Below are 21,566 nucleotides of genomic sequence, written 5' to 3'. Positions count from 1 at the left end.
ACCGTCGCCGTGACGGGACGTGTTCGGGATCGCGGCGGAGGTGACCATGCGTGCGGCCGGTGTCGCGGTGGTGGGCGGAAGTATCGCGGGCTGCGCGTTCGCCACGGCGGCCGCCCGCGCCGGGGCCGATCGGGTGGTCGTCCTGGAGCGCACGTACGGCGAGCTGACGGACCGCGGGGTCGGCCTCTGCGTGCACGACGACCGGTACGCCGAACTGGCCGTCGCCGGGTACCTGGACGACTCCATCGCCTGGCACCGGCTCACCCGGCGGCACTGGCTCACCCGGGACGGCTCCCCATCGGGGCGGCTGCTCTGGGACCAGCCCTTCCCGTTCCGCTCCTACCACTGGGGTCTGCTCTGGCGCGGCCTGCGCGAGCGGACCCCGGCGTCGGTCGAGTACCGGCTGGGCGACACCGTGGCCGCGGTGGCGAACGTGCCCGCCCCGGCGGCGAACGGGACCGACGCGGCGAACGGCAGCGCGGCGAAAGGCATTCCGGCGAACGGCAGCCCGGCCAATGGGACGGAGGGGCCGGCGGGCGGGACCGGCGGTGCGAGCGTCCGGCTGGTCGCCGGCGGCGAGGAGCGGTTCGACCTGGTCATCGGCGCCGACGGCTACCGCTCGGTGGTGCGCGCGGCCGTCTGCCCGGAGGCCGGCCCCCAGTACGCCGGATACGTCTGCTGGCGCGGCAGCTTCCCCGCCGAACGGCTGGCCGAGCTCGGCACCCCCGCCGCCGAGGCCTGGCCCGCGACCGCCGCGATCACGGTCTGCTTTCCCGGCGGCCAGTGCGTGCTGTACCGGATCCCCGGTCCTGAGCCCGGCACCCTGATGGTGAACTGGGTGTTCTACACCGAGCCGCCCGCCACCGGAGCGCGATCCGACGCCCCGGCCGGCATCCCGCCCGGCGCCCTCGCCGCCGACCTGGCCGGGCGCCTGGGGCAGCTCGCCGAGCGCCACCTCCCGCCGTACTGGGCCGAGGTCCTGGCACTGACCCCGCCGGTGCGCACACTGCTCCAGCCGATCCACGACCTCGACACCCCGCGCCGCACCCGGGGCCGACTGCTGCTGGCGGGCGACGCCGCCGCCGTGGTGCGCCCGCACAACACCAGTGGAGCGGCCAAGGCACTGCAGGACGCCTGCGCCTTCGAAGCGGCCTGGCGGCGCAGCGCCGGCTGGAGCGAGCTGCTCGCCGCCTACGAACGGGAGCGCGGCGAGGCCGGGCGCGCCCTGGTGTCCCTCGGACGCAGGCTCGGGCGGGCCCAGGTCGAGCAGGCCCCCGACTGGACCACGATCGACGGCCCGCAGGTGGTCGCCTGGTGGAACAGCCAGGTGGACGGCGCGACCGGCTTCGGCGGCCAGGCCCTCGCCGCACCACCCGGCCGGTAGCGGGCGCGGAGCCGGAAGCCGGGCCCCGCGCTCCCGGCTCCTCGCGCGATCACCGGCGCGAGTCCGTGGCAGCCCCGGCGCGGCCGCGCTGGGTACGCACAGGAAACACACCTCTCCGCTCTGGACATCGGGCCCACGGGCGGTGTTGGCTGACCAGCAATGGTTACCCACTGGTAGGGAGTGCTTGTGCGAGCGATCCGGATCACCGAGTTCGGCGGCCCCGAGGTGCTGCACGTCGTCGATCTGCCCGAGCCGGAGGCCCAGCCGGGACATCTGCTGGTGGATGTCGCGGCGGCCGGCGTGAACTACGCGGACACCCACGCCGTGGAGGACTCCTACCTCTCACGGACGGCACTGCCGCTGGTACCGGGTGGCGAGGTCGTCGGGCGCACCGCCGACGGCCGACGGGTGGTCGCGATCTGCGACAACGGCGGGTACGCCGAGCGGGCCGCCGTCCGGGAGTCGATGGCCCACGACGTCCCGGACGAGGTGACCGACGGCCAGGCACTCTCCCTGGTGGTGCAGGGCCTCACCGCCTGGCACCTGCTGCGCACCTCCGCCAGGATCGCCGAGGGCGAATCGGTTGTGGTCCACGCCGCCGCCGGTGGCACCGGCTCCCTGGCCGTACAGCTGGCGAAGCAGTTCGGGGCCGGCCGGGTGATCGCCACCGCCTCCTCGAAGGAGAAGCGCGACCTCGCCCTCGAACTCGGCGCGGACGTCGCCGTCGACGGCGACGCCGAAGGCCTGAAGGAACGGCTGATCGAGGCCAACGGCGGCAGGAAGGTCGACATCGTGCTGGAGATGACCGGCGGCCCGGTGTTCGACGCCTCGCTGGCCGCGCTCGCTCCGTTCGGGCGGCTGGTCACGTACGGGATGGCCTCGCGGCAGGAGCCCACGCCGGTGACGGCGGCCCAGCTGATGGGGCGCTCGCGGGCCGTGGTGGGCTTCTGGCTGATGCACTGCGTCGGGCGGCCGGGGATGTACCGCGAACCGATGGCCGAGCTGTTCGCGATGACGATCGACGGCCGGCTGAAGCCGCACCTCGGCGGGGTCTATCCACTCTCCGAGGCGGCGCGCGCCCACACCGACCTGCGCGCCCGCCGGACGTTCGGCAAGCTGCTGCTCGACCCGAAGCTCTGACCCACCCCCCGGGGAGCCACTCCTGCGACCGGCTTCCCGGGGCCGCCTGCCCACTCGGGCACCCGCCCGATCGCGGACCCGACCGACAGTGGACCCGCCGATCGCGGACCCGACCGATCGCGGACCCGACCGACCGCGGACCCGACCGACCGCGCGGCACAACCCTTCGCGTCAGCAGATAGTAGCCATGGATACTATGTCCGTGTACTGTATCGACCATGGAGAAGACGCCGACCGATCCGCCGTCCGCCACAACCGTCGAGGAGCCCGTCGACGAACCTGCCGGGGAGCCCCGCGGACACACGCCCGGCTACCTGGTCTGGCGGCTCTCGATGAAGTGGCGCGCCGCCACCGACCGCGCCGTCGCACCGCTGGGGCTGACCCATGCCCAGTACTCCCTGCTCGCCTCCCTCTACGGCATGGCCAGGAGCGGACGCCGCCCGAGCCAGCGCGAGCTGGCCGAGCACACCGGCCTGGAGCCGATCTTCGTCTCCAAGCTCGCCCGGACACTGGAGGGCTCCGGCCTGCTGCTCCGCACCCAGCACCCGGACGACTCCCGCGCCGTCCAGCTCGGCCTCACCGCACAGGGCAGCGACGTCGCGGTCCGCGCCATCGGCATCGTCCACGAGCTCCTCCAGGAACTCACCGCCCCGCTCGGCGGCACCCGCAGCCCGCAGACCCGCGCGCTGACCGACTCACTTCGGACGCTTCTGGGCATCCGGAACAGGAGCACCAGCATGTCGCAGCAGCCCACATCCGAGTCCACGCCCCGGTCGACACCTCCCAGCACCGCCGCCCAGGCCGCACCGCAGGCCGCACCCCAGGCCGCACCCCAGCCGACGCTCACCGGCCGGAACATCGGTGTGGCCTTCAACGCGATCCGCGCCGTCCTCAACCGCGAGCTCGACCAGCACGGGATCGACTTCGCCCAGTCGACCGCCCTGCGCCTGGTCGCGAGCCACGGCACGGCCCTGCCGCAGGACCGTCTGGCCGAGATCCTCGTCGAGAGCCTGGCGGTGACGGCCAAGGACGCACCCCTGATCGTCCCCACCCTGACCGCCCAGGGCCTCGCCACCCTGGACGAAGCCGGCCTGGTCGGGCTCACACCGGCCGGCTGGGCGCTGAGCGACGAGATCCAGTCCCGTACCGCCGACATCACCGAGCAGGTCTACGGCGGGCTGGACCCGGCCGAGCTCGCGACCGCCGCCCGCGTCCTCGACCAGGTCGCTGCCCGCGCCCGGGCGCTCACTGCCCAGGGGTAGCGCCGGCCGCCGGTGACGGCAGGCATCGGAGTCGATCGAGCCCGCATATCATTTACGAGTAAATTACCTGCTAAGCTTTCCGGTATGGCCGGACAGCTCACCCTCCCCGTACCCGCGCTCCGCCGCCCCCTCCCGCCGCTGCGCCAGGTCTTCCGGCTCGGCGCCCCCGGGGACATCTGGCACAAGCCGGCCGTCAGCGCGGTCGTGGCACTCGCCGCGCTGAACTTCGTACTGCTGGGCGCCGGCCGCCTGGACCTCTCGCTCTACACCTCCGCCGGCGCCCTGGTCGCGCTGTACGGCCACGGGCTGCCGTACCCGGCCCGGACACGGACGCTCGCCGCCGTCGCACTCGGCACGGTGGCCAGCACCGCGGCTGCGCTGACCGCCTCGGCGCTGACCGGATCCGTCACCGTGCTGGTCGCGGTCGCCGCCTCGCTCGCCGCCGTGCACAAGGTGGTCTGCGACGCGACCCGGATCGGGCCCCCCGGCAGCATCATCATCACGTTCACGAGCGCGAGCTGCGCCTTCGTCCCCCAGCGGCTCGGCGACCTCCCCTTCCACCTCGCGCTCACCGCGGGCGGTGCGGCGCTGGCCTGGCTGGTCTGCCTGGCGCCGGCCCTGATTCGCCCGCACGGCCCCGAACGGATCGCGGTCGCGCGGGCCCTGGAGGCCGCCGCCCGACTGCTCCGCAGCGAGCCGGCCGGACGCCCGCACGCGCAGGCCGCGCTGGCGGCCGCCGTGGGCGCGGGGCGGCAGGCACTCGCCCCGCGCGCGCCCGGGAGGGAGCCGCGGACCGCCCGGCGGGAGAACACGGCCGCGCTCCACGCCCTGTTGCTGCGCGGCGAATCCGCGCTGGCCGCCACCGCAGCGGACGACGGCCGCGCCGACCGCTACGAGAGCTGGGCGCGCGGCCTGCGGCGGGGCCGTCCGCTGCCCTCTCCGGAGCCCCTCACACCGGCCGAGGCCCACGAGCTGCGCGAAGCCGCCGCCCGTCCCGCCGTCGCGCCCGTCGGCGGACCGCGTCGGGCGCTGCGCCGGGCACTGCGACAGGCGCTGCGTCCCGGCTCGCCCCTACTCCCGATCGGACTGCGGGTGGCCGTCGGCTGCGCCGCCGCCGGGTGGCTGTCGATGGCGTTCGGCGTCGGCCGCCCGTACTGGGCGGTGGTGACCGCCGCCTCGGTGTTCCAGGCCAACAGCGCGCTGTCCTGGCAGCGGGCTCTGCAGCGCGTACTCGGCAACCTGCTCGGGCTGGTGCTGTTCACCGCGCTGCTGCCGGTCTCCCACTCCGGGCAGCTCGCCCTCGTCCTGCTCGGGCTGCTGTGCCAGTTCGGCGCCGAGGCGACGATCGCGCGCAGCTACTGGCTGGCCAGCGTCCTGGTGACGCCGATGGCCCTGGTGATGACCGAGTTCGCCGGCTACCACCCGGCCCGGGAGATGGTGGCGGACCGCTGGCTGGACACCTGCATCGGCGCCCTGGCGGGACTGGCCGCCTGCCTGCTCGTCACCAACCGGCGGACCGCCACGCGACTGGAGCACGCGCTCACCGGGGTGGACGACGCGGCCGCAGCAGCCCACGCCGCAGCGGGCGCAACACCCATGACCGCAACACCGACGACCACCACACCGACGACCGGCACGCGAACAGGCGGTACGGCAACGACAACGACCCCGACCACGACCCCGACCACGACCACGACCCCGACCCCGGCAACGACCGCAGCACGGGCCGAGGAGGCGACGGCCGAAGCAGTGGTCGCCGAAGGGGCGACCGCCGGGGCGGTCGCCGCCGCCCGCGGCCGACTCGCGCACACCCTGGTCGAGCTGCGGGAGGCCGCCGACACCGCGGCCGGCGAGTGGTGGCAGCCGGTACTGCCGCACGAGCGGGTCGCCGAGACCGAGCAGCGTGGGCACCTGCTGCTCGCCGCCCTGCTGCGGGGCCGCGCGGCGCCGAGCCGCGGGACGGCGGCACTCTAGGCCGACCGGCACAGGTCGGCGGCCGTAGAATCGAGGCGGTCGGCCCGCCCGCCGGCCCGCAGCACAGCCGCCGGCCACCGCGTCGGCCGCGACGAACGGGAGCACGCGCGTGGAGGATGTCGTCGCCGGCGTGCTGCGGCAGTGGGAGCGGGCGTACCCGGGGCTGGAGACCGGCCCGATCGCGGTGATCGGCCGGCTGAACCGCTGTTCGGCGCTGCTCCAGCAGGGCACCGGCGGCCCGCTCGGCCGCGAGGGCCTGGCCCGGTCCGAATTCGACATCCTCGGCGCGCTCCGCCGGGTCGGCCACGAACTGACGCCCACCCAGCTGGCCCGGGAGAGCTTCGCGTCCGGAGCCGCCGTCACCAAGCGCCTGCGCCGGCTGGAATCCCTCGGTCTGGTGAGCCGTCGGATCGACGAGCGGGACCGCCGGGTGGCCCACCTCTCACTGACCCCGAGCGGCACGGACCTGGTCGACCGGCTCTACCCGGAGCTGCTGGGTTACGACGACGCGCTGCTCGCGGGCCTGAGCAGCGAGCAGCGCGACGACCTCGCCGAGGCACTCAGCCGGCTGCTGCTCGCCCTGGAGGGAAGCACCGGCCGCGTCGCCGGCTGACGGACCCCGGCTGACTCACGGGCGGCGCGGCGCGCGGCGCGCTACGGCAGAGCGCGGTTACCGCCCGGTACGCCGGAGCGCCCTCACCTCGCGGCACGGCAGAGCGCGACGCGCCGGCGCGCACCACCGCGCGTTACGGCAGGACGTGCCCGGCGGGTCCGCCGGCCCGGCGTCCGACGAGTCCGGCGCAGAGGGTCCGCCGGCCGGCCGAGACTCCCCGAGCACTCGGTCGCCTTGCGGACCCGATGAGTTCGACCACGTACGGCCACAAGGGCCGAATGAGATCTCCATCACACCGGGTGACCCAAAGTTTCGAAGGTGCGACTGTCCGTACCGCTCTGACCTGCGACAACTCGGGCAAGCATGACAATGTGTCAGAGAAGTGACCGAAGAGGCCCCGGAGTTGATCTTGTTTGTCCACCTCCTTCTACGGTTGACTCTCGCGGGTGTCTGCGGCGGGATCGGGGGTTACCGTCCTCCTTTGAGATCCACGAAGACCTCAATGTGCTTGCTCACCTGGGGTCTGACGAGATTGTGAGCACCGTTGCATACAAGGATGACGGAGCGTCGGAGCCCCGGGCGGGCCCTGGGCGGCCCGGCCGACGAGGGCCCCGCGAAGGGCCTGCCGGTACCGGGCGTGGTCCGGGCGGCCGGACGTTTTCCACGTCCCCTCGCCTGCTGCCTGGCCGTGCTGTCCCTCTCCGGCTGCGGCGCCGGTGCGGACGGCTCCGCCACACCCGCGTTCTGGGGTGCGAGCGCCGCGGCGGCGGCCGTCCTGGCCGGCGGCAGCGCCCTGGCCGCGCGCCGGATCACCAAGCGTCCGCTGGAGCGCGCCCGCGCCCAGGACGCCAGCAACCTCGGTGCGGTACTGGAGGAACGGGCCGTTCTCGCCACCGAACGCGAGAACCAGGAACGCCGCTTGCAGGCCTTCGCGGGCGAGCGGCAGGCGCTGCTCCAGGAGCGCGAGAACCTGCTCCGGCAACAGGACGAGCTGACCCGGCAGTGGACCGAGGCCGCCGAGCAGCAGGCCGGGACCGCCGCCCGGCTCGCCGAACTCCACGCGGCGCACGACTCCCTCGCCAAGGAACGGGACGAACTGGCCCGGGAGCGCGACGAGCTGGAGGGAAGCGTCGACGCGACCTTCGTCAACCTGGCGATGCGGACGCTGACACTGGTGGAGCGCCAGCTCGTCCTGATCGAGAACCTGGAGGGGCGCGAGGCCGACCCGGCGCAGCTGGAGAGCCTCTTCCGGCTCGACCACCTGGCCACCCGGATGCGCCGCAACAGCGAGAACATGCTGCTGCTCGCCGGCCTGGAGAACAGCCACCGCAGCCGTAAGACCGTCACCCTGCTGGACGTGGTCCGCGCGGCCGTGTCCGAGATCGAGCGGTACGAACGGGTCCGGCTCGGCTTCCTGGCCTCGATCCGGCTCAGCGGCGCGGTCGCCGACGACACCAGCCATCTGGTGGCCGAACTGCTGGAGAACGCCACCGCGTTCTCACCGCCGCAGGATCAGGTCGAGGTCGGCGGCTGGCTGCTGGACAACGGCGAGCTGATGATCTCCGTGATCGACCGCGGCATCGGCCTGCCCGGCGAGCGGCTGCGCGCCCTCAACGAGCAGTTGTCGGAGCCCGCCGAAGCCGGCGCCGGCCGGCGTGACGCCCTGCTCGCCGGCGCCCTGACCGGCCGGAGCATGGGCCTGTTCGTCGTCGCGCGGCTCGCCCGGCGGCACGGCATCCGGGTGCAGCTGCGTGAGAACCCGCAGGGCGGCGGCGTGACCGCGATGGTCATGCTGCCCCGCGAGGCCCTCCAGCAGGACGCCGTGACCAGCACGGACCTCGACGACCAGCGCCGCGCGGAACGCACCGCCACCTCGGCGGCGGAGAGCGCCCGGGCCGAGGCCGAGGCCGCCGCGGCACTCGCGCCGCCGGCCACGCCCGCAGCGGTCACCGGGGCGTTCCGGGCGGCCGCCGGGCAGCCGGTCTCGGACGGGGAGCTGCCCGCCCTGCCGCGCCGCAAGCCCGCGCAGTCCCCACTCTCCCCGCAGGTTCCGCAGTCCCCGCAGCCCGCTCCGGCGGCGTCCGCGACGGACCCGGCGGCGCAGACCGGTCCGCAGGGAACCCCGGTGTCGGCCGGCAGACCCGCCGCGGACGGCCCGAGGACGGGAGGCCCCACGACGGGAAGCCCGACGACGGACGGCCCCGTCACGGCGCTCGGCCTGCCCCGCCGCGTCCCCAGGGGCAACGGACTCCCGGGCACCGGGGAGATGCCCGCCTCCGGCCTTCGGCGGCTCGCCACCGAAGCGACGGAGCCGGCGTCCACGCCCGTTCCCGCACCCGCACCCACACCCGCACCCGCCGGCCCCACACCCGCCGTCGCACCCGTGCAGGCCTTCGGCACGCCCGCGCAGACCGTGACCACCGCCGCGGAGGCGGGCGCGCCCGCCCCGGTCCGGAGCGGAACCTCGCCCGAGGAGCTGCGCCGCCGGCTCGGCGTCTTCCAGGGCGGCCTGCGGCGCGCGGCCCGTGATGCGGCGCAGGGGAGCGCCGAGGGTCGCCCGGCCGAAGGCGCCGAACCGGCCGGCCCCGGTGGCGGGCAGGCCCTACCGGAGCAGCAGCCGCGCAGTGCGGCCGTCGAAGGGGACAACCGATGAACGGCTACGGACAGAGCAAGGTCAGTCAGGCGGCCGGCAACGTGCGGTGGCTGCTCGGCGAGTTCCTCGGCTCGGTGACCGGCGTCGTCGACGCCGTGGTGGTCTCCTCGGACGGCCTGCTGCTCGCGGACTCCCGCGACGGCGGCCGGTCCGAGCAGTTGTCGGCCATCGTGTCGGCGCTGACCAGCCTGGCGGCCGGCGCGGCCGGCTCGCTGGACCGCGGCACCGTGAAGCAGACCATGGTGACCATGGATCAGGGGCATCTCGTGGTGATGGCGATCAGCGACGGCTCCTGCCTCGGTGTGTACGCCTCGCTCGAATGCGATCTGGGCGTGGTCGCCTACCAGATGGCGCTGCTCGTCGAGCGCGCCGGACACGCGCTGACGCCCCAGGTGCGCAGCGAACTCCACCGGACGATGGCCGTCCGATGAGGCGCAGGGAGGTGGGAAGCATGGCCGGTGACGGCAACGGCAGTACGCACACAGCCGCGCCCGGAGCGGGGCAGGCCCACGTGGTCCGGACACCGCGGACCGATGCGGCGCGGCCCGGCCGGGGGCGGTCGTCCCGGGTCCGGCCCTACACCATCACCCGGGGCCGGACACGGTTCGCCCGGGTACTGCTGGTCGAGACCCTCGTCTCGGCCCTCAACCGGCCTGCCGACCCGTCCGACCGGGCGCTGCCCGAGCTGGCGGCGATCTGCGAGGTCTGCCGCGGGCAGATGCGCTCGATCGCGGAGATCTCGGCGCTGCTGGGGATCCCGCTGGGCGTGGTCAAGGTACTGGTGAGCGACCTCGCGGACCAGGGCCGGATCCGGGTGCACGGCGCGGACTCCGCGACCGGTTCCACGGACGGCACGGACGAGGCGTACGGAACGTCGAAGCGGGATCTGCTGGAGAAGGTGCTGGGTGGACTTCGCAAGCTCTGAGGCCGCACGGGAACGGGCCTCAGCAACGCCGGACGCGCACGTCACGAACGTCGCGCCCGCAACTCCGGCGATACCGCCGGGCATTCCCCTGGTCGCCGGGACGGCGACCTCCACGAAGATCGTGGTGGCGGGCGGCTTCGGCGTGGGCAAGACCACGTTCGTCGCCTCGGTCTCCGAGATCCCGCCGTTGACCACCGAGGCGGTGATGACGGAGGCGAGCCGGGGGATCGACGACTCCGACGCCGTCCCCGGCAAACGGACCACCACGGTGGCGATGGACTTCGGCCGGATCAGCCTGGAGTCGGATCTGGTGCTCTACCTGTTCGGCACCCCCGGGCAGGGCCGGTTCTGGTTCATGTGGGACGACCTGGTGCGCGGCGCGGTCGGCGCGGTGATCCTCGCCGACACCCGCCGGCCGGCCGACTGCTTCCCCGCGCTGGACTACTTCGAGGGCACCGGGCTGCCGTTCGTGGTGGCGGTGAACCAGTTCGACGGCGCCCCGGTGTACTCCGTCGACGCCGTACGGGATTCGCTGGCGCTGCCCGAGCACATCCCGCTGCTGCTGTGCGACGCGCGACAGCGGTCCTCGTCCGTCGAGGTGCTGACCGCCCTGGTCGTGCACGCGTTGGCGCAGGAGTCGGCGACGGCCGGGCACCGCTGAGCCGTCCCCGCCGACCGGTGTCCGGCCCGCCCGGGCGAACCGGGCAGGCCGGGCGGCCCGGCGCGGCGGACACACCACCACCATTTCGAGAAGGCAGGCAGCGATGCGCAGGATACTGATCGTCGGGGCCGGGCAGGCCGGGCTCCAGCTCGCGCTGGGGCTCCAGTCCAACGGCTACGACGTCACCGTGATGACCAACCGCACGGCGGACGAGATCCGCGACGGCCGGGTGATGTCCACCCAGTGCATGTTCGACACCGCGTTGCAGACCGAGCGGGATCTCGGCATCAACTTCTGGGAGCAGGAGGCCCCGAGAATCGAGGGCGTCGGTGTCTCGGTGACCGGTCCCGAGACGGCCCGGGTGATCGACTGGGTGGGCCGGCTGAACGGCTACGCGCAGTCGGTCGACCAGCGGGTCAAGATGTCCGGCTGGCTGGAGACCTTCGCCGAGCGCGGCGGCCAGGTCGTGGTGCACGGCGTCGCCGTCTCCGACCTGGACTACTTCGCGCGTACGTACGACCTGGTGCTGGTCGCGGCCGGCAAGGGCGAGCTGGTCTCGATGTTCGGCCGGGACGCCTCCCGCTCCCCCTACGACGCGCCGCAGCGCGCGCTGGCCGTCAGCTACGTGCACGGTCTCGGTCCGCGCCCGGAGCACGACTTCCGCGCCGTTCGGTGCAACCTCGTGCCGGGCGTCGGCGAGCTGTTCGTGATGCCCTGCCTGACCACCTCGGGCCCGGGCGACATCCTGTTCTGGGAGGGCATCCCGGGCGGTCCGCTGGACGTCTTCGGCGATGTGAAGGACCCGGGCGAGCACCTGCGGCTCACCCTGGAGCTGATGCGGACCTTCACGCCCTGGGAGTACGACCGCACCCGCGACGGCGTGGAGCTGACCGATGCCGGCGCCACGCTCGCGGGCCGCTACGCGCCCGTGGTCCGCAACCCGATCGGCGAACTGCCCAGCGGTGGACTGGTGCTGGGCGTGGCCGACGTGGTCGTCGCGAACGACCCGATCACCGGCCAGGGCTCGAACAACGCCGCCAAGTGCGCCTCCGTCTACCTGGACGCCATCCTGGAGCACGGCGACAAGCCCTTCGACCGTGACTTCATGCAGTCCGCCTTCGACCGCTACTGGGAGGGCGCGCAGCACGTCACCAAGTGGACCAACGCCATGCTGGCGCCGCCGCCGGAGCACGTGCTGAACCTCCTCGGCGCGGCCGGCCAGCTCCCGCAGGTCGCCGACCGCTTCGCCAACGGCTTCGCCGACGCGGCCGACTTCGAGCACTGGTTCTTCGAGCCGGAGAAGGCCGCCGCGTACCTCGCCTCGGTGACGCCGCAGGGCTGACGCCGGCCTCACCGCCGCCCGCCGTGGCCCCGGCCCCCGCACCGCGGGGCCGGGGCCACGGCGTTGTCCCGGCCCCGCCCGAAGCCGTCGGGTGACGGACGGCCGACGGCGGACGTCGAACTGCGGCAGACCCCGGGCGGCTTCACCGGGCGCGGACCACGACCTCGGCGGTGACGGGCGGCCCGGGCGAGAGGAACGGCTCACGCGGCAGGGCGGCTCGGACAGCCCGAGCGGCCAGAACGTCATCCGGGTGCTCGGCCCGACGTGAGCACGGGGGCGGCCCTCGCCCGGCAGACCGCCGCCGTACCAAAGCGGGCGGGGCCGGAACCGCCGTGCCAAAGCGGACGGGCCGGACCGCGTGCAGCGGTCCGGCCCGACCTTCTGGGGAACGCACCGATGCCCTGGGTGCGTTCTTCGGCGGTCCGGCCCCGTCCCCGGGCCTTGCTGGACCACCGAGTTCGTGGGTCAGCCGCGGGCCGGCACGCTCTCCTGCGCCGGCGCGGGCTCCTGCGGCCGCGCGCCGGTGCGCAGCGGGGTCTCCTTGACGAACAGGATCGCGATCAGGGCGGCCAGCGCGATCGGCGCCGCGATCAGGAAGACGCCGCCGGTGGCGTGCCCGTACGCGCCCTCGATCACGTGGGCGAGCGGGGCGGGCAGGGTGCGGACGTCGGGCAGCGAGCCGTCACCGCCGGCCGGGGTGACGCCGATCCCGGCCAGGCCCTCGGCGGTGTAGGTCTTGACGTGGGCGGCCAGCACGGCGCCGAGGGCGCAGACGCCGATCGTGCCGCCGAGGGTGCGGAAGAACGCCACGACCGAGCTGGCGGCGCCGAGTTCGCTCATCGGCACGGTGTTCTGCACCGCGAGGACCAGGTTCTGCATGGTCATCCCGAGACCGCAGCCGACCAGGAACATGTAGCCGGCGAGGAGCACCAGGGAGGTGTCGGCCCGGACGGTCGACATCAGCGCGAAGCCGACGGTCAGCAGCACCCCGCCGGCCACCAGGTACCGCTTCCAGCGGCCCGAGGCCGAGATCAGCCGGCCGACCACGGTGGAGCAGGCGGTCAGACCGATGATCATCGGCAGCGACATCAGCCCGGACATCGTCGGCGACTTGCCCCGGCTGATCTGGAAGTACTGGCTGAGGAAGACCGTCGCGCCGAACATCGCGGTGCCGACCGCCAGGCTGGCGACGACCGAGAGGCTGACCGTCCGGTTGCGGAACAGGTGCATCGGGATGATCGGCTCGGCCGCGCGCAGTTCCGCCCGGACGAACAAGGCCGCCAGCGCCAGTGCGCCGAGCACCATCACCGCGGTCTGCCAGGAGCCCCAGGCGAAGCTGTCGCCCGCCAGCGAGACCCAGACCAGCAGCAGGCTGACCGCCGCACTGACCAGGACGGCGCCGAGGTAGTCGACCTTCACCGTGCGCCGGATCACCGGGAGCTTGAGCGTGCGCTGCAGCACCACGAGGGCGAGCGCGGCGAACGGGACGCCCACGTAGAAGCACCACCGCCAGCCGAGCCAGGAGGTGTCGACGATGACGCCGCCGAGCAGCGGGCCGCCGATGGTGCCGACCGCCATGACCGCGCCGAGGTAGCCGTTGTACTTGCCGCGCTCACGCGGCGGGATCATGGTCGCCAGGATGACCTGGGCGAGCGCGGTGAGGCCGCCGGCGCCGAGGCCCTGCACCACCCGGCAGGCGATCAGCATGCCGCTGTTCTGGGAGAGGCCGGCCAGCGCCGAGCCGACGATGTAGACGCCCAGGGAGAGCTGGATCAGCAGCTTCTTGCTGGTCAGGTCGGCGAGCTTGCCCCAGATCGGGGTCGAGACGGTGGTCGCGAGCAGGGTCGCGGTGACCACCCAGGTGTAGGTGGACTGGCTGCCGTGCAGGTCGGAGACGATCCGGGGCAGCGCGTTGGACACCACGGTGCTGGAGAGGATCGCCACGAACAGTCCGAGCAGGAGGCCGGAGAGCGCCTCCATGATCTGCCGGTGCGTCATGGGGCCCGCCGCCTGCGCCGTCCCCGCTGCCGCGGGCACTCCGGTGGTCGGCTGGTGTGACACGTGCTTCTCCTTGGTCCCGTCGTGCTCGGCGGGGTGGTTCGGGTGGTTCGATGCCGCGCCTCGGCCGGGCGGCCACGCTCCGGGAGTGCGGCTCAGGGCGCTGCGTCACCGGGCGGCGGCGGGGTTCGGCCGACGGGCGACCGGTCCCCTCCCTGTCCGGCGGCGGCCGGCCGACGGCCGACAGGTCGACGCAGAGCTGGTCGGCGAGTTCGACGACACGCGTCCCACCCGAGGCGGTCGAGGGTTCGCCGTCCATCGCCACGCCCGTTGGTTGCCCGGGGCAACCATATCACTTGGTTGCTCCAGGCAACCATTGCGGGGGGCACGAATCCTGTGCCCTGCCTCACGGCCGAACCCCGGGGCCGGTCCGGGCCGGTCCGGGCCGGGCCGGGCCGCAGGCGGGTCGCGGGCGGGGTCAGCCGCCGTGGATCTCGAACTCGTAGATCCGGGTCGCCGGATCGGCCGTCGCGGTGGGCCGCAGCACCTCCAGCCGGGCGTACCGCACCGACTGCGGGGTGACGAGGTGGACCGTCCGGCTGGAGCGGGAGCCCGTGACGTCCACCGCCGTGCTCCAACCGCTGCCGTCCGTACTGGTCCTGATCCGGAAGTCGGCGGTGTTCCAGGCGGTGCTCTCGCCGCCGAGCCCGGCGTGCACGACCACGAACGAGGACACCGTCCGCGCGGATCCCAGGTCGACCTCCAGCGCGGCGCCCGCCTGTGCGGAGCACCACTTGCTGTCGCCGCGCAGCGCGCCGTCCACCGCGTTCGTACCCGGCTCGGCGGCGGCGCAGGGCGCCGAGGCCGTCACCGGCCTGCCCAGGGCCAGGTTCTCGCCGAGGTCCGGCGCCTCGGGGAACGGCGTGCCCCCGTCGGCGAAGGAGGGCGGGGCGTCCTGCGCGCCGGTGCCCCAGTCCGGGCCGGGAGCCGCGCCCATCGTGTAGGTCAGCTGCGCCCCGGCCGCCAGATCGGGGTAGCGGAGGTAGCTGTGGGTGGTGGCCGCCCGGCCGACCGTCAGGCCCTGGACGTAGGGGCCGACTCCCGAGGTGGCGACGGTGATGTCACCGCCGGGGCGCCGGATCACCAGGCCGGGGAAGAGCGGCCCGTGCAGGGCGAGCGTGTCGGCGCCGGGCGTCACCGGGTACATGCCGAGCGCCGCCCAGACGTACCAGGCCGAGGTCGCGCCCAGGTCGTCGTTGCCGGGCAGCCCGCCGGGGCCGGTGGTGAAGGACTCGGTCGCCACCCGGCGCACCGCGTCCGAGGCGCCGGCCGGGTGACCCACGAAGTTGTACGCCCACGGGACACCGTGCTCGGGCTCGTTGCCGATGTAGTAGTAGGGCCTGCTCTGGCCCGCGTTCACCTCGGTGAAGTGGTGGTCCAGTCGCTGGCGGGCGACGAACCGGCCGCCCATGGCCCCGACCAGGTCGGCGTAGTCGTACGGGACCATCCAGGTGTACTGCGCGGCGTTGCCCTCGGTGAACCCGGACGGGCTCGCCGGGTCGAGCGGCCGGCGCCAGCCGCCGTCGGCCTCGCGCGGCTGCACGTAGCCGGACTCCGGGCCGAACGACTCGCGCCACCACTGCGCCCGGGTCAGGTGGGTGCGGTAGGACTCCTCGTCGCCGAGGGCGTGGGCGAACCGGGCCACCGCGAAGTCCGAGGCGGCGTACTCCAGCGAGTCGGAGGGGCTGCCGGGGATGTAGTGCAGGCCGGTGAAGGCCGCCTGGTTCCCGCGGATCGGGCTGCCCTGGGTGGTGCCGCCCCCGGAGGACTTCTCCATCAGCGACAGCGCCGCGGCCGTGTCGAAGTCGCGCGCGCCGAAGGCGTACAGGCTGCCGACCACGATCGGGCCCGGATCACCCGTCATCACGAGGTCCTCGTTGGTCTGCTGGGACCACTTCGGGAGCAGGCCGCCCTGCTGCCCGTCCAGCACCAGTGAGCGGGCGATGTCGTTCGCCTCGGCCGGCGCGAGCAGGGCGACCAGCGCCGCCCACGAGCGGTAGACGTCCCAGCCCGAGTAGTTCTGGTAAACCGGGTGGGCCGAGCTGTGCACGGCGCCGTCGAAGCCCCGGTAGGCGCCGTCGACGTCGCTGGAGACGTTCGGACTCTGGAAGACGTGGTAGAGCGCGGTGTAGAACTTCTGCAGGTCGGCGGCCGTGCCACCGGAGACCTGCACCCGGTCGAGGACGCCGTTCCACGCCGCGTCGGCGGCTGCGCGCACGGCGTCGAAGTCCCAGCCCGGGTTCTCCGCGGCGAGGTTGCGCTGAGCGCCCTGCACGCTGACGTACGAGATGCCGACCTTGAACCGGACCACCGGTGCGCTCGTCGTGTCGAAGGTGACGTAGGCGCCGGTCCTGGTGCCCGAGGCGTCGGCGGAGCCGGCCGTGACCTCGTCACCGGTCCAGGTGCCGAAACCGGTGGGCTCCCGGTCGAACCGCAGGTCGAAGTAGATCTGGTAGGTCTTGGACGCGTCGCAGAAGCCGCCCGCGGTCATGCTGCCGGTGATCTCCGACCCGTCGATCCGCACCGATCCGGCGCGGTCGCCGGTCGCGCTGCGGCCGGCGCCGAGGAGCAGCCGGGCGGCGGTCGAGGCGGGGTACGTCAGGCGGCCCATGCCGGTGCGGGTGGTGGCGGTCAGCTCGACCCCCGTGCCGTAGCGCTCCAGCACCGTGCGGTAGTAGCCGGGCGCCGCGGACTCCTCCGCCTTGCTGTGCGCCGAGGCGTAACCCGTCCATCCGGTGCCCGGGGAGGCGCCGATCTCGCCGGTGACCGGCAGCAGCGGCAGGTCCTCGTTGTTGGCGCAGCCCGCGCCGTCGAAGTGCGTCAGGCTGAAGTCCTCGACCGCGGTGTCGGAGAAGCGGTATCCGGACGGCGAGGCGGTGGGGGTGTCCGGGCCGAACTGCACCCCGCCGAACGGGACGACCGCCCCGGGGTAGGTGCTGCCCCCGGAGCCGCCCGCCACCGGATCGGGGGCGGTGCTGTCGTCCGTACCGATGAAGGGGTCCACGTACCGGGTGGGTTGCGTGGCGGCCGCTCGGGCCGGAGCGGCGACGACACCACCGGCGCTCAGCGCCGCCAGCAGAACCGCGCCGAACAGCCGGACGCATCGTGGTCGGAGCACGGACGGCTGCCTTCTCTCAGGAGAAAGTCATATCGTCCGGATTCTTGGACGGCCGACGGGGAGTGTCAAAGACCACGGCGACCGGGCGGCCGGAATCCCACCGATGGGAGCAGTGCCAACGCGCCCTCACGCCGGTGTTCCTGACGATCGCTCCCCTCCGTCCCCCCGGGGCCCGCAGCGTCGGGGGCCTGCGCACGGGCCCGGCGCAGGGCGCGCGATCAGGCCGGGACGCGCAGCGTTTCGACCGCCGAGACCAGCGGGGCCAGCTCGGGCACCTCTGCGGCCGCGTCCAGGGCCTCGCGCAGTGCGCCGTTGTTGGTGGGGCGGGCCTGCTCCAGCAGGGCCAGCCCGCTCTCGCTGACGTCGGTGTAGATGCCGCGCCGGTCGGTCGGGCAGAGGTAGCGGGCGAGCAGTCCGCGGTCCTCCAGCCGGGTGACGAGCCGGGTGGTGGCGCTCTGGCTGAGCACGACGGCGTCCGCGACCTGCTTCATCTGGAGGTGGCCGCCCTCGCCGTCGTGCTGGCGGCTGAGGACGTCGAGCAGCGAGTACTCGCGCACGCTCAGTGCGTGGGCGGCCTGGAGGGCCTTCTCGACGTGGCTCTCGATCCGCCCGTGGAGCAGCGACAGGGCGCACCAGCCCTGGGCGAGGGCGGTGAGTGCGGGGTCCGTGGCGGTCATCTCCGGCTTCCTCCTCCATCTCGTGCGCTCCCCAGGATAGAGCACGTCCGCAATAGCCAGTGTTTGCAATCATCCCGCGTCTGCAACTATTGTTGGCGCCTGTAAGGCACGGAAGCAATCATCTGGAAGGTGCCCCCATGCCTCTCGCACTACTGGCCCTCGCCATCGGGGCCTTCGGTATCGGGACCACCGAGTTCGTGATCATGGGCCTGCTGCCCCAGGTCGCCGGGGACTTCGGCGTGTCCATCCCGACCGCCGGCTGGCTGGTCACCGGCTACGCCCTCGGCGTGCTGCTCGGCGCGCCGGTCATGACCGTCCTCGGCACGAAGGTGTCCCGCAAGCGGATGCTGATGCTGCTGATGGTGCTGTTCGTGATCGGCAACGTCCTCTCCGCCGTCGCGCCCGTCTTCGGGGTGATGGTGGTCGGACGGCTGGTCGCCTCCCTCGCGCACGGCGCGTTCTTCGGCATCGGCTCCGTGGTAGCGGCCGGACTCGTCCCCCCGGCCAGGAAGGCCGGCGCCATCGCGATGATGTTCACCGGCCTGACCGTCGCCAACGTGGTCGGCGTGCCGCTGGGCACCTACGTGGGCCAGTCCATGGGCTGGCGCGCCACCTTCTTCATCGTCGCGGGCCTCGGTGTCCTCGGCCTGGTCGGCATCGCCCGGCTGGTGCCCGAGATCCCCCGCCCCGAAGGCGTCCGCCTGCGGCACGAACTCGCCGCCTTCCGCAACGTCCAGGTTCTGCTGGCGATGGCCATGACGGTGCTCGGCTTCGGCGGGGTGTTCGCCGCCGTGACCTACATCTCGCCGATGATGACCGAGGTGGCGGGCTTCGCCGACTCCTCCGTCACCTGGCTGCTCGTCCTGTTCGGCCTCGGCATGGTCGGCGGGAACCTGGTCGGCGGCCGATTCGCCGACCGGGCCCTGATGCCGCTGCTGTACGTCACCCTGGGCTCGCTCGCCCTCGTGCTGGCCCTGTTCACCGTCACCGCCCACGACAAGTTCGCGGCCGCCGTGACCATCACCCTGATCGGCGCCCTCGGGTTCGCCACCGTCCCGCCGCTGCAGAAGCGGGTGCTGGACCAGGCCGCCGGGGCCCCGACCCTGGCCTCCGCCGTCAACATCGGCGCCTTCAACCTCGGCAACGCCATCGCCGCACTGATCGGCGGCATGGTCATCTCGGCCGGCTTCGGCTACACCGCCCCTGACTGGGTGGGCGCGGCGCTCGCGGCCTCCGCCCTGCTGCTGGCGCTGGTCTCCGGTGCGCTGGAGCGCCGCGGCCGCGACGGCGACGGCAGCGGCCGGGACGACACGGGGAGCAGGGCCGAGGCCGCCCCGGCGCCTGCCCCGGCCCTGCAGCACTGAACCGACCCGCACCGCGCCACCCCGCCCCGCACCGCGCCACCGCACCCAAGCGGCACCGCACCACCTCACCCACAAGGAGCAGCGTCATGAGCACCACCACCACCGCAGCCGTCGCACCGCTGACCATCCAGGACGCGCAGGTCCTGGTGGAGAGCGCCCGCGCCGCCGCCGAGGCGCAGGGCGTCGCGGTCAGCATCACCGTCCTGGACGCGGGCGGCCACCTGCTCGCCTTCCGTCGCGACGACCGGGCGGTGCTGATCTCCGGCGAGACCAGCACCCGCAAGGCGTACACCGCGCTGCAGCTCGACACCCCGACCGCCGACCTGGTCGAGGCGGTCCGGCCCGGCGGGCTCTTCCACACCCTGCCCACCGCGCTGGACCGGCCGCTGCTCTTCATCGCCGGCGGCATCCCCGTGCACCGCGGCGGGCGGCTGATCGGCGCCGTCGGGGTCGGCGGCGGCGCGCCGGAGCAGGACCACGCGATCGCCGTCACGGCGCTCGGCTCGGCGCTCACCGCCTGAGCCCGGCGCACCGCTCCCGCGCCCTCCGCCCTGCCCGGACGCGGGGGCGCGGTCGTCGCGGGAGCTGCCCCGGGGGCGGCCCGGGGGCGGCCCGGGGGCGGCCCGGGGGCGGCCCGGGGGTAAACCCCACCCCGCGGACGCCGGTGGCCTCCATGGCCCGCACCCGCCCCCTCTTCCTACCGTTGATCTCGTCAAGCCCATCGGCGGGAGGGACACCATGGCACCCCGGCAGGACCAGCGGATGGCGATCGCACGTCGCCGTCGAAATGACGCCGCCGGTCGGCCCGGTCAGCCGGCCGGCTCGGCGCGGCGAGAGCGGACCAGGGTGTCGACCGCCTGCTCGACCCGGCCGTCCACGGTGGTGACGGGCCGTCGGACGTGCTCGGCGCGCTCGGTCCGCAGGCCGCGCCCGGCGAGATCGGCCTCGATGTCCCCGGGGCTGTAGAGCACCCCCGGGTCCTGGGGGCCACCGACCCCCTCGGTCAGGTTGGCACTCGCGTGACCGACCACCAGCAGGGTGCCGCCGGGAGCGAGCGCGTCGGCGGCCATCGCCAGCACGCTGCGCCGCTGCTCGGCCGGCAGGTGAAGGTAGGCGATCAGCACCAGGTCGTAGCCGCCCGGTTCGGGCCGGTGGTCGAGCGCGTCGGCCCGGATCCAGGTCAGCCGGTCGGCCACCTCCCCCGGCAGCGCGGCCGCGAGCCGCCGGCCCCGCTCCAGGGCGACCCGGGAGAAGTCGACGGCGGTCACCCGCCACCCCCCGGCCGCGAGCCAGATGCCGTTGCGCCCCTCCCCCGCCGCGAGGTCGAGCGCCCGCCCCACGGGCAGACCGCCGGTCTCCCGCACCACCCAGCGGTTGGGTTCGGTGCCCCAGACCAGATCGGTGGCGCCGTAGCGCGCGTCCCAGGCGTGACTGTCCATCCGGGTACTCCTCCTCGGTCGGGCGAAACGTCGGGCCGGGGTCGGGCGCAGCGGCCCCGACCGGCCCCGGACCGGCCCGGACCGGCCCCTGGCACGAAGGGTAGACCTCGCCCCGCCCGGGTCGGTGGCAGCAGCGGCGACGGTGGTGGCGGCGCGCAGCCACGGCGGCCGCACCGGCGCAGGTCGACCGACCGGGGCCGCCCGGCGGGGGCTCCGGCGGGGGCTCCGGCGACCGGCCGTCCCGGGTGCTGGAACGCACCCCTGGCCGCCCCGACGGGCGTGCGAGGATCGGGCCATGACCCGTGACCTCCGCATCTGCTTCGTCGGGGACTCCTTCGTCGCCGGCGTCGGCGACCCCCGCTGCCTCGGCTGGGCGGGCCGGCTGGCCGCGCGGGCCCACGCCGACGGGCAGCCCCTCACCTCCTACAACCTCGGTGTCCGGCGCCAGACTTCGAGCGACATCCTGGGCCGCTGGCTGGGCGAGTGCGACCAGCGGCTGCGCGACGGCGACGACCGCCGGGTGGTGCTCTCGCTCGGTGTCAACGACACCACCCACGCGGACGGGCGACCGCGGGTGGGGCCCGAGGAGTCCGCGGCGAATCTGGCGCTGATGCTGGATCAGGCGGCCTCCCGGGGGTGGCCCGTCCTGGTGGTGGCGCCGCCGCCGGTCGACGACGCCGGGCAGAACGCCCGGACGGCTGCCCTCGACGAGCGGTTCGCCGAGATCTGCGGCGACGCGTCCGTCCCGTACCTCTCCGTCCACCAGGCGCTGCGTGACAGTGCGGTGTGGATGCACGAGGTGCGGGTCGGTGACGGCGCCCACCCCGGGGCCGCCGGCTACGACGTGCTCGCCGAGTTGCTCGCACCCGGTTGGCTGCGCTGGCTGGCGGGCTGACGCCGCCCCGCGGCACTGTCACCCGTACGCCTCGGCGTCGCCGCCCCGCGCGGCGCCCGCC

The 21,566-nt window shown here is 74.1% G+C and carries 16 protein-coding genes and 1 pseudogene; 13 read left to right on the top strand and 4 right to left on the bottom strand.

All coding sequences use genetic code 11. From position 1 onward, the window contains the following. Positions 1–46: 46 nt before the first annotated feature. The 10 genes and pseudogenes from OG823_RS29500 to OG823_RS29455 all read left to right on the top strand — a co-directional run bounded on the left by OG823_RS29500 (position 47) and on the right by OG823_RS29455 (position 11,954). Positions 47–1,384: an FAD-dependent monooxygenase gene (locus tag OG823_RS29500; protein ID WP_371483139.1), complete on the top strand. Its 1,338-nt coding sequence runs from the start codon at positions 47–49 to the stop codon at positions 1,382–1,384. A gap of 186 nt (positions 1,385–1,570) precedes the next feature. Next, positions 1,571–2,524, top strand: coding sequence for a zinc-binding alcohol dehydrogenase family protein (locus OG823_RS29495; protein WP_371483138.1), 954 nt, complete (start codon positions 1,571–1,573; stop codon positions 2,522–2,524). A 332-nt stretch (positions 2,525–2,856) separates the two neighbouring features. Beyond that, positions 2,857–3,237 (top strand): annotated as a pseudogene (locus OG823_RS29490) (MarR family winged helix-turn-helix transcriptional regulator); the annotation flags it as partial. A 633-nt stretch (positions 3,238–3,870) separates the two neighbouring features. Next, a complete protein-coding gene (locus OG823_RS29485) occupies positions 3,871–5,760 on the top strand; it encodes an FUSC family protein (protein WP_371483137.1) in 1,890 nt (629 codons plus the stop codon). A gap of 109 nt (positions 5,761–5,869) precedes the next feature. Continuing rightward, positions 5,870–6,373, top strand: a complete 504-nt coding sequence (locus OG823_RS29480; RefSeq protein WP_371483136.1) for a MarR family winged helix-turn-helix transcriptional regulator — start codon at positions 5,870–5,872, stop codon at positions 6,371–6,373. A gap of 556 nt (positions 6,374–6,929) precedes the next feature. Further along, positions 6,930–9,026, top strand: a complete 2,097-nt coding sequence (locus OG823_RS29475) for an ATP-binding protein (RefSeq protein ID WP_371483135.1) — start codon at positions 6,930–6,932, stop codon at positions 9,024–9,026. After that, positions 9,023–9,457 carry a roadblock/LC7 domain-containing protein gene (locus OG823_RS29470; RefSeq protein WP_371483134.1) on the top strand — a complete coding sequence of 145 codons (435 nt, stop codon included), beginning with the start codon at positions 9,023–9,025 and terminating at the stop codon, positions 9,455–9,457. Before OG823_RS29475 ends, OG823_RS29470 begins: the two co-directional genes overlap by 4 nt. 20 nt (positions 9,458–9,477) lie before the next feature. Next, on the top strand, positions 9,478–9,951 hold the full coding sequence (locus tag OG823_RS29465) for a DUF742 domain-containing protein (RefSeq protein WP_371483133.1): 474 nt from the start codon (positions 9,478–9,480) through the stop codon (positions 9,949–9,951). A gap of 70 nt (positions 9,952–10,021) precedes the next feature. Beyond that, a complete protein-coding gene (locus tag OG823_RS29460; protein ID WP_371484696.1) occupies positions 10,022–10,612 on the top strand; it encodes an ATP/GTP-binding protein in 591 nt (196 codons plus the stop codon). A gap of 103 nt (positions 10,613–10,715) precedes the next feature. Then, complete coding sequence (locus OG823_RS29455; RefSeq protein ID WP_371483132.1) at positions 10,716–11,954, top strand: styrene monooxygenase/indole monooxygenase family protein; 1,239 nt, start codon at positions 10,716–10,718, stop codon at positions 11,952–11,954. A gap of 465 nt (positions 11,955–12,419) precedes the next feature. Here OG823_RS29455 and OG823_RS29450 read toward each other — a convergent pair whose 3' ends face one another. From OG823_RS29450 to OG823_RS29440, 3 genes are all read right to left on the bottom strand, one after another. Further along, positions 12,420–13,952 carry an MDR family MFS transporter gene (locus OG823_RS29450; protein WP_371484695.1) on the bottom strand — a complete coding sequence of 511 codons (1,533 nt, stop codon included), beginning with the start codon at positions 13,950–13,952 and terminating at the stop codon, positions 12,420–12,422. Positions 13,953–14,430: 478 nt separating this feature from the next. After that, on the bottom strand, positions 14,431–17,130 hold the full coding sequence (locus OG823_RS29445) for a GH92 family glycosyl hydrolase (protein ID WP_371483131.1): 2,700 nt from the start codon (positions 17,128–17,130) through the stop codon (positions 14,431–14,433). A gap of 218 nt (positions 17,131–17,348) precedes the next feature. After that, positions 17,349–17,807, bottom strand: coding sequence for a MarR family winged helix-turn-helix transcriptional regulator (locus OG823_RS29440; RefSeq protein WP_371483130.1), 459 nt, complete (start codon positions 17,805–17,807; stop codon positions 17,349–17,351). A gap of 137 nt (positions 17,808–17,944) precedes the next feature. On the opposite strand from OG823_RS29440, the gene OG823_RS29435 reads away from it, so the two are divergent. After that, positions 17,945–19,171: an MFS transporter gene (locus OG823_RS29435; protein WP_371483129.1), complete on the top strand. Its 1,227-nt coding sequence runs from the start codon at positions 17,945–17,947 to the stop codon at positions 19,169–19,171. A gap of 86 nt (positions 19,172–19,257) precedes the next feature. Next, a complete protein-coding gene (locus tag OG823_RS29430) occupies positions 19,258–19,692 on the top strand; it encodes a heme-binding protein (protein WP_371483128.1) in 435 nt (144 codons plus the stop codon). Positions 19,693–19,980: 288 nt separating this feature from the next. Here the strand turns inward: OG823_RS29430 and OG823_RS29425 are convergent, their stop codons facing one another. Beyond that, positions 19,981–20,610: a class I SAM-dependent methyltransferase gene (locus tag OG823_RS29425; protein WP_371483127.1), complete on the bottom strand. Its 630-nt coding sequence runs from the start codon at positions 20,608–20,610 to the stop codon at positions 19,981–19,983. Between the two features lie 295 nt (positions 20,611–20,905). On the opposite strand from OG823_RS29425, the gene OG823_RS29420 reads away from it, so the two are divergent. Then, on the top strand, positions 20,906–21,505 hold the full coding sequence (locus OG823_RS29420) for a GDSL-type esterase/lipase family protein (protein ID WP_371483126.1): 600 nt from the start codon (positions 20,906–20,908) through the stop codon (positions 21,503–21,505). Positions 21,506–21,566 lie beyond the last annotated feature (61 nt).

Source organism: Kitasatospora sp. NBC_00315, assembly GCF_041435095.1.
Taxonomy (GTDB): domain Bacteria; phylum Actinomycetota; class Actinomycetes; order Streptomycetales; family Streptomycetaceae; genus Kitasatospora.
The sequence above is the reverse complement of the archived record's forward strand: the minus strand, read 5'-3'. Positions and strand labels throughout refer to the sequence as shown.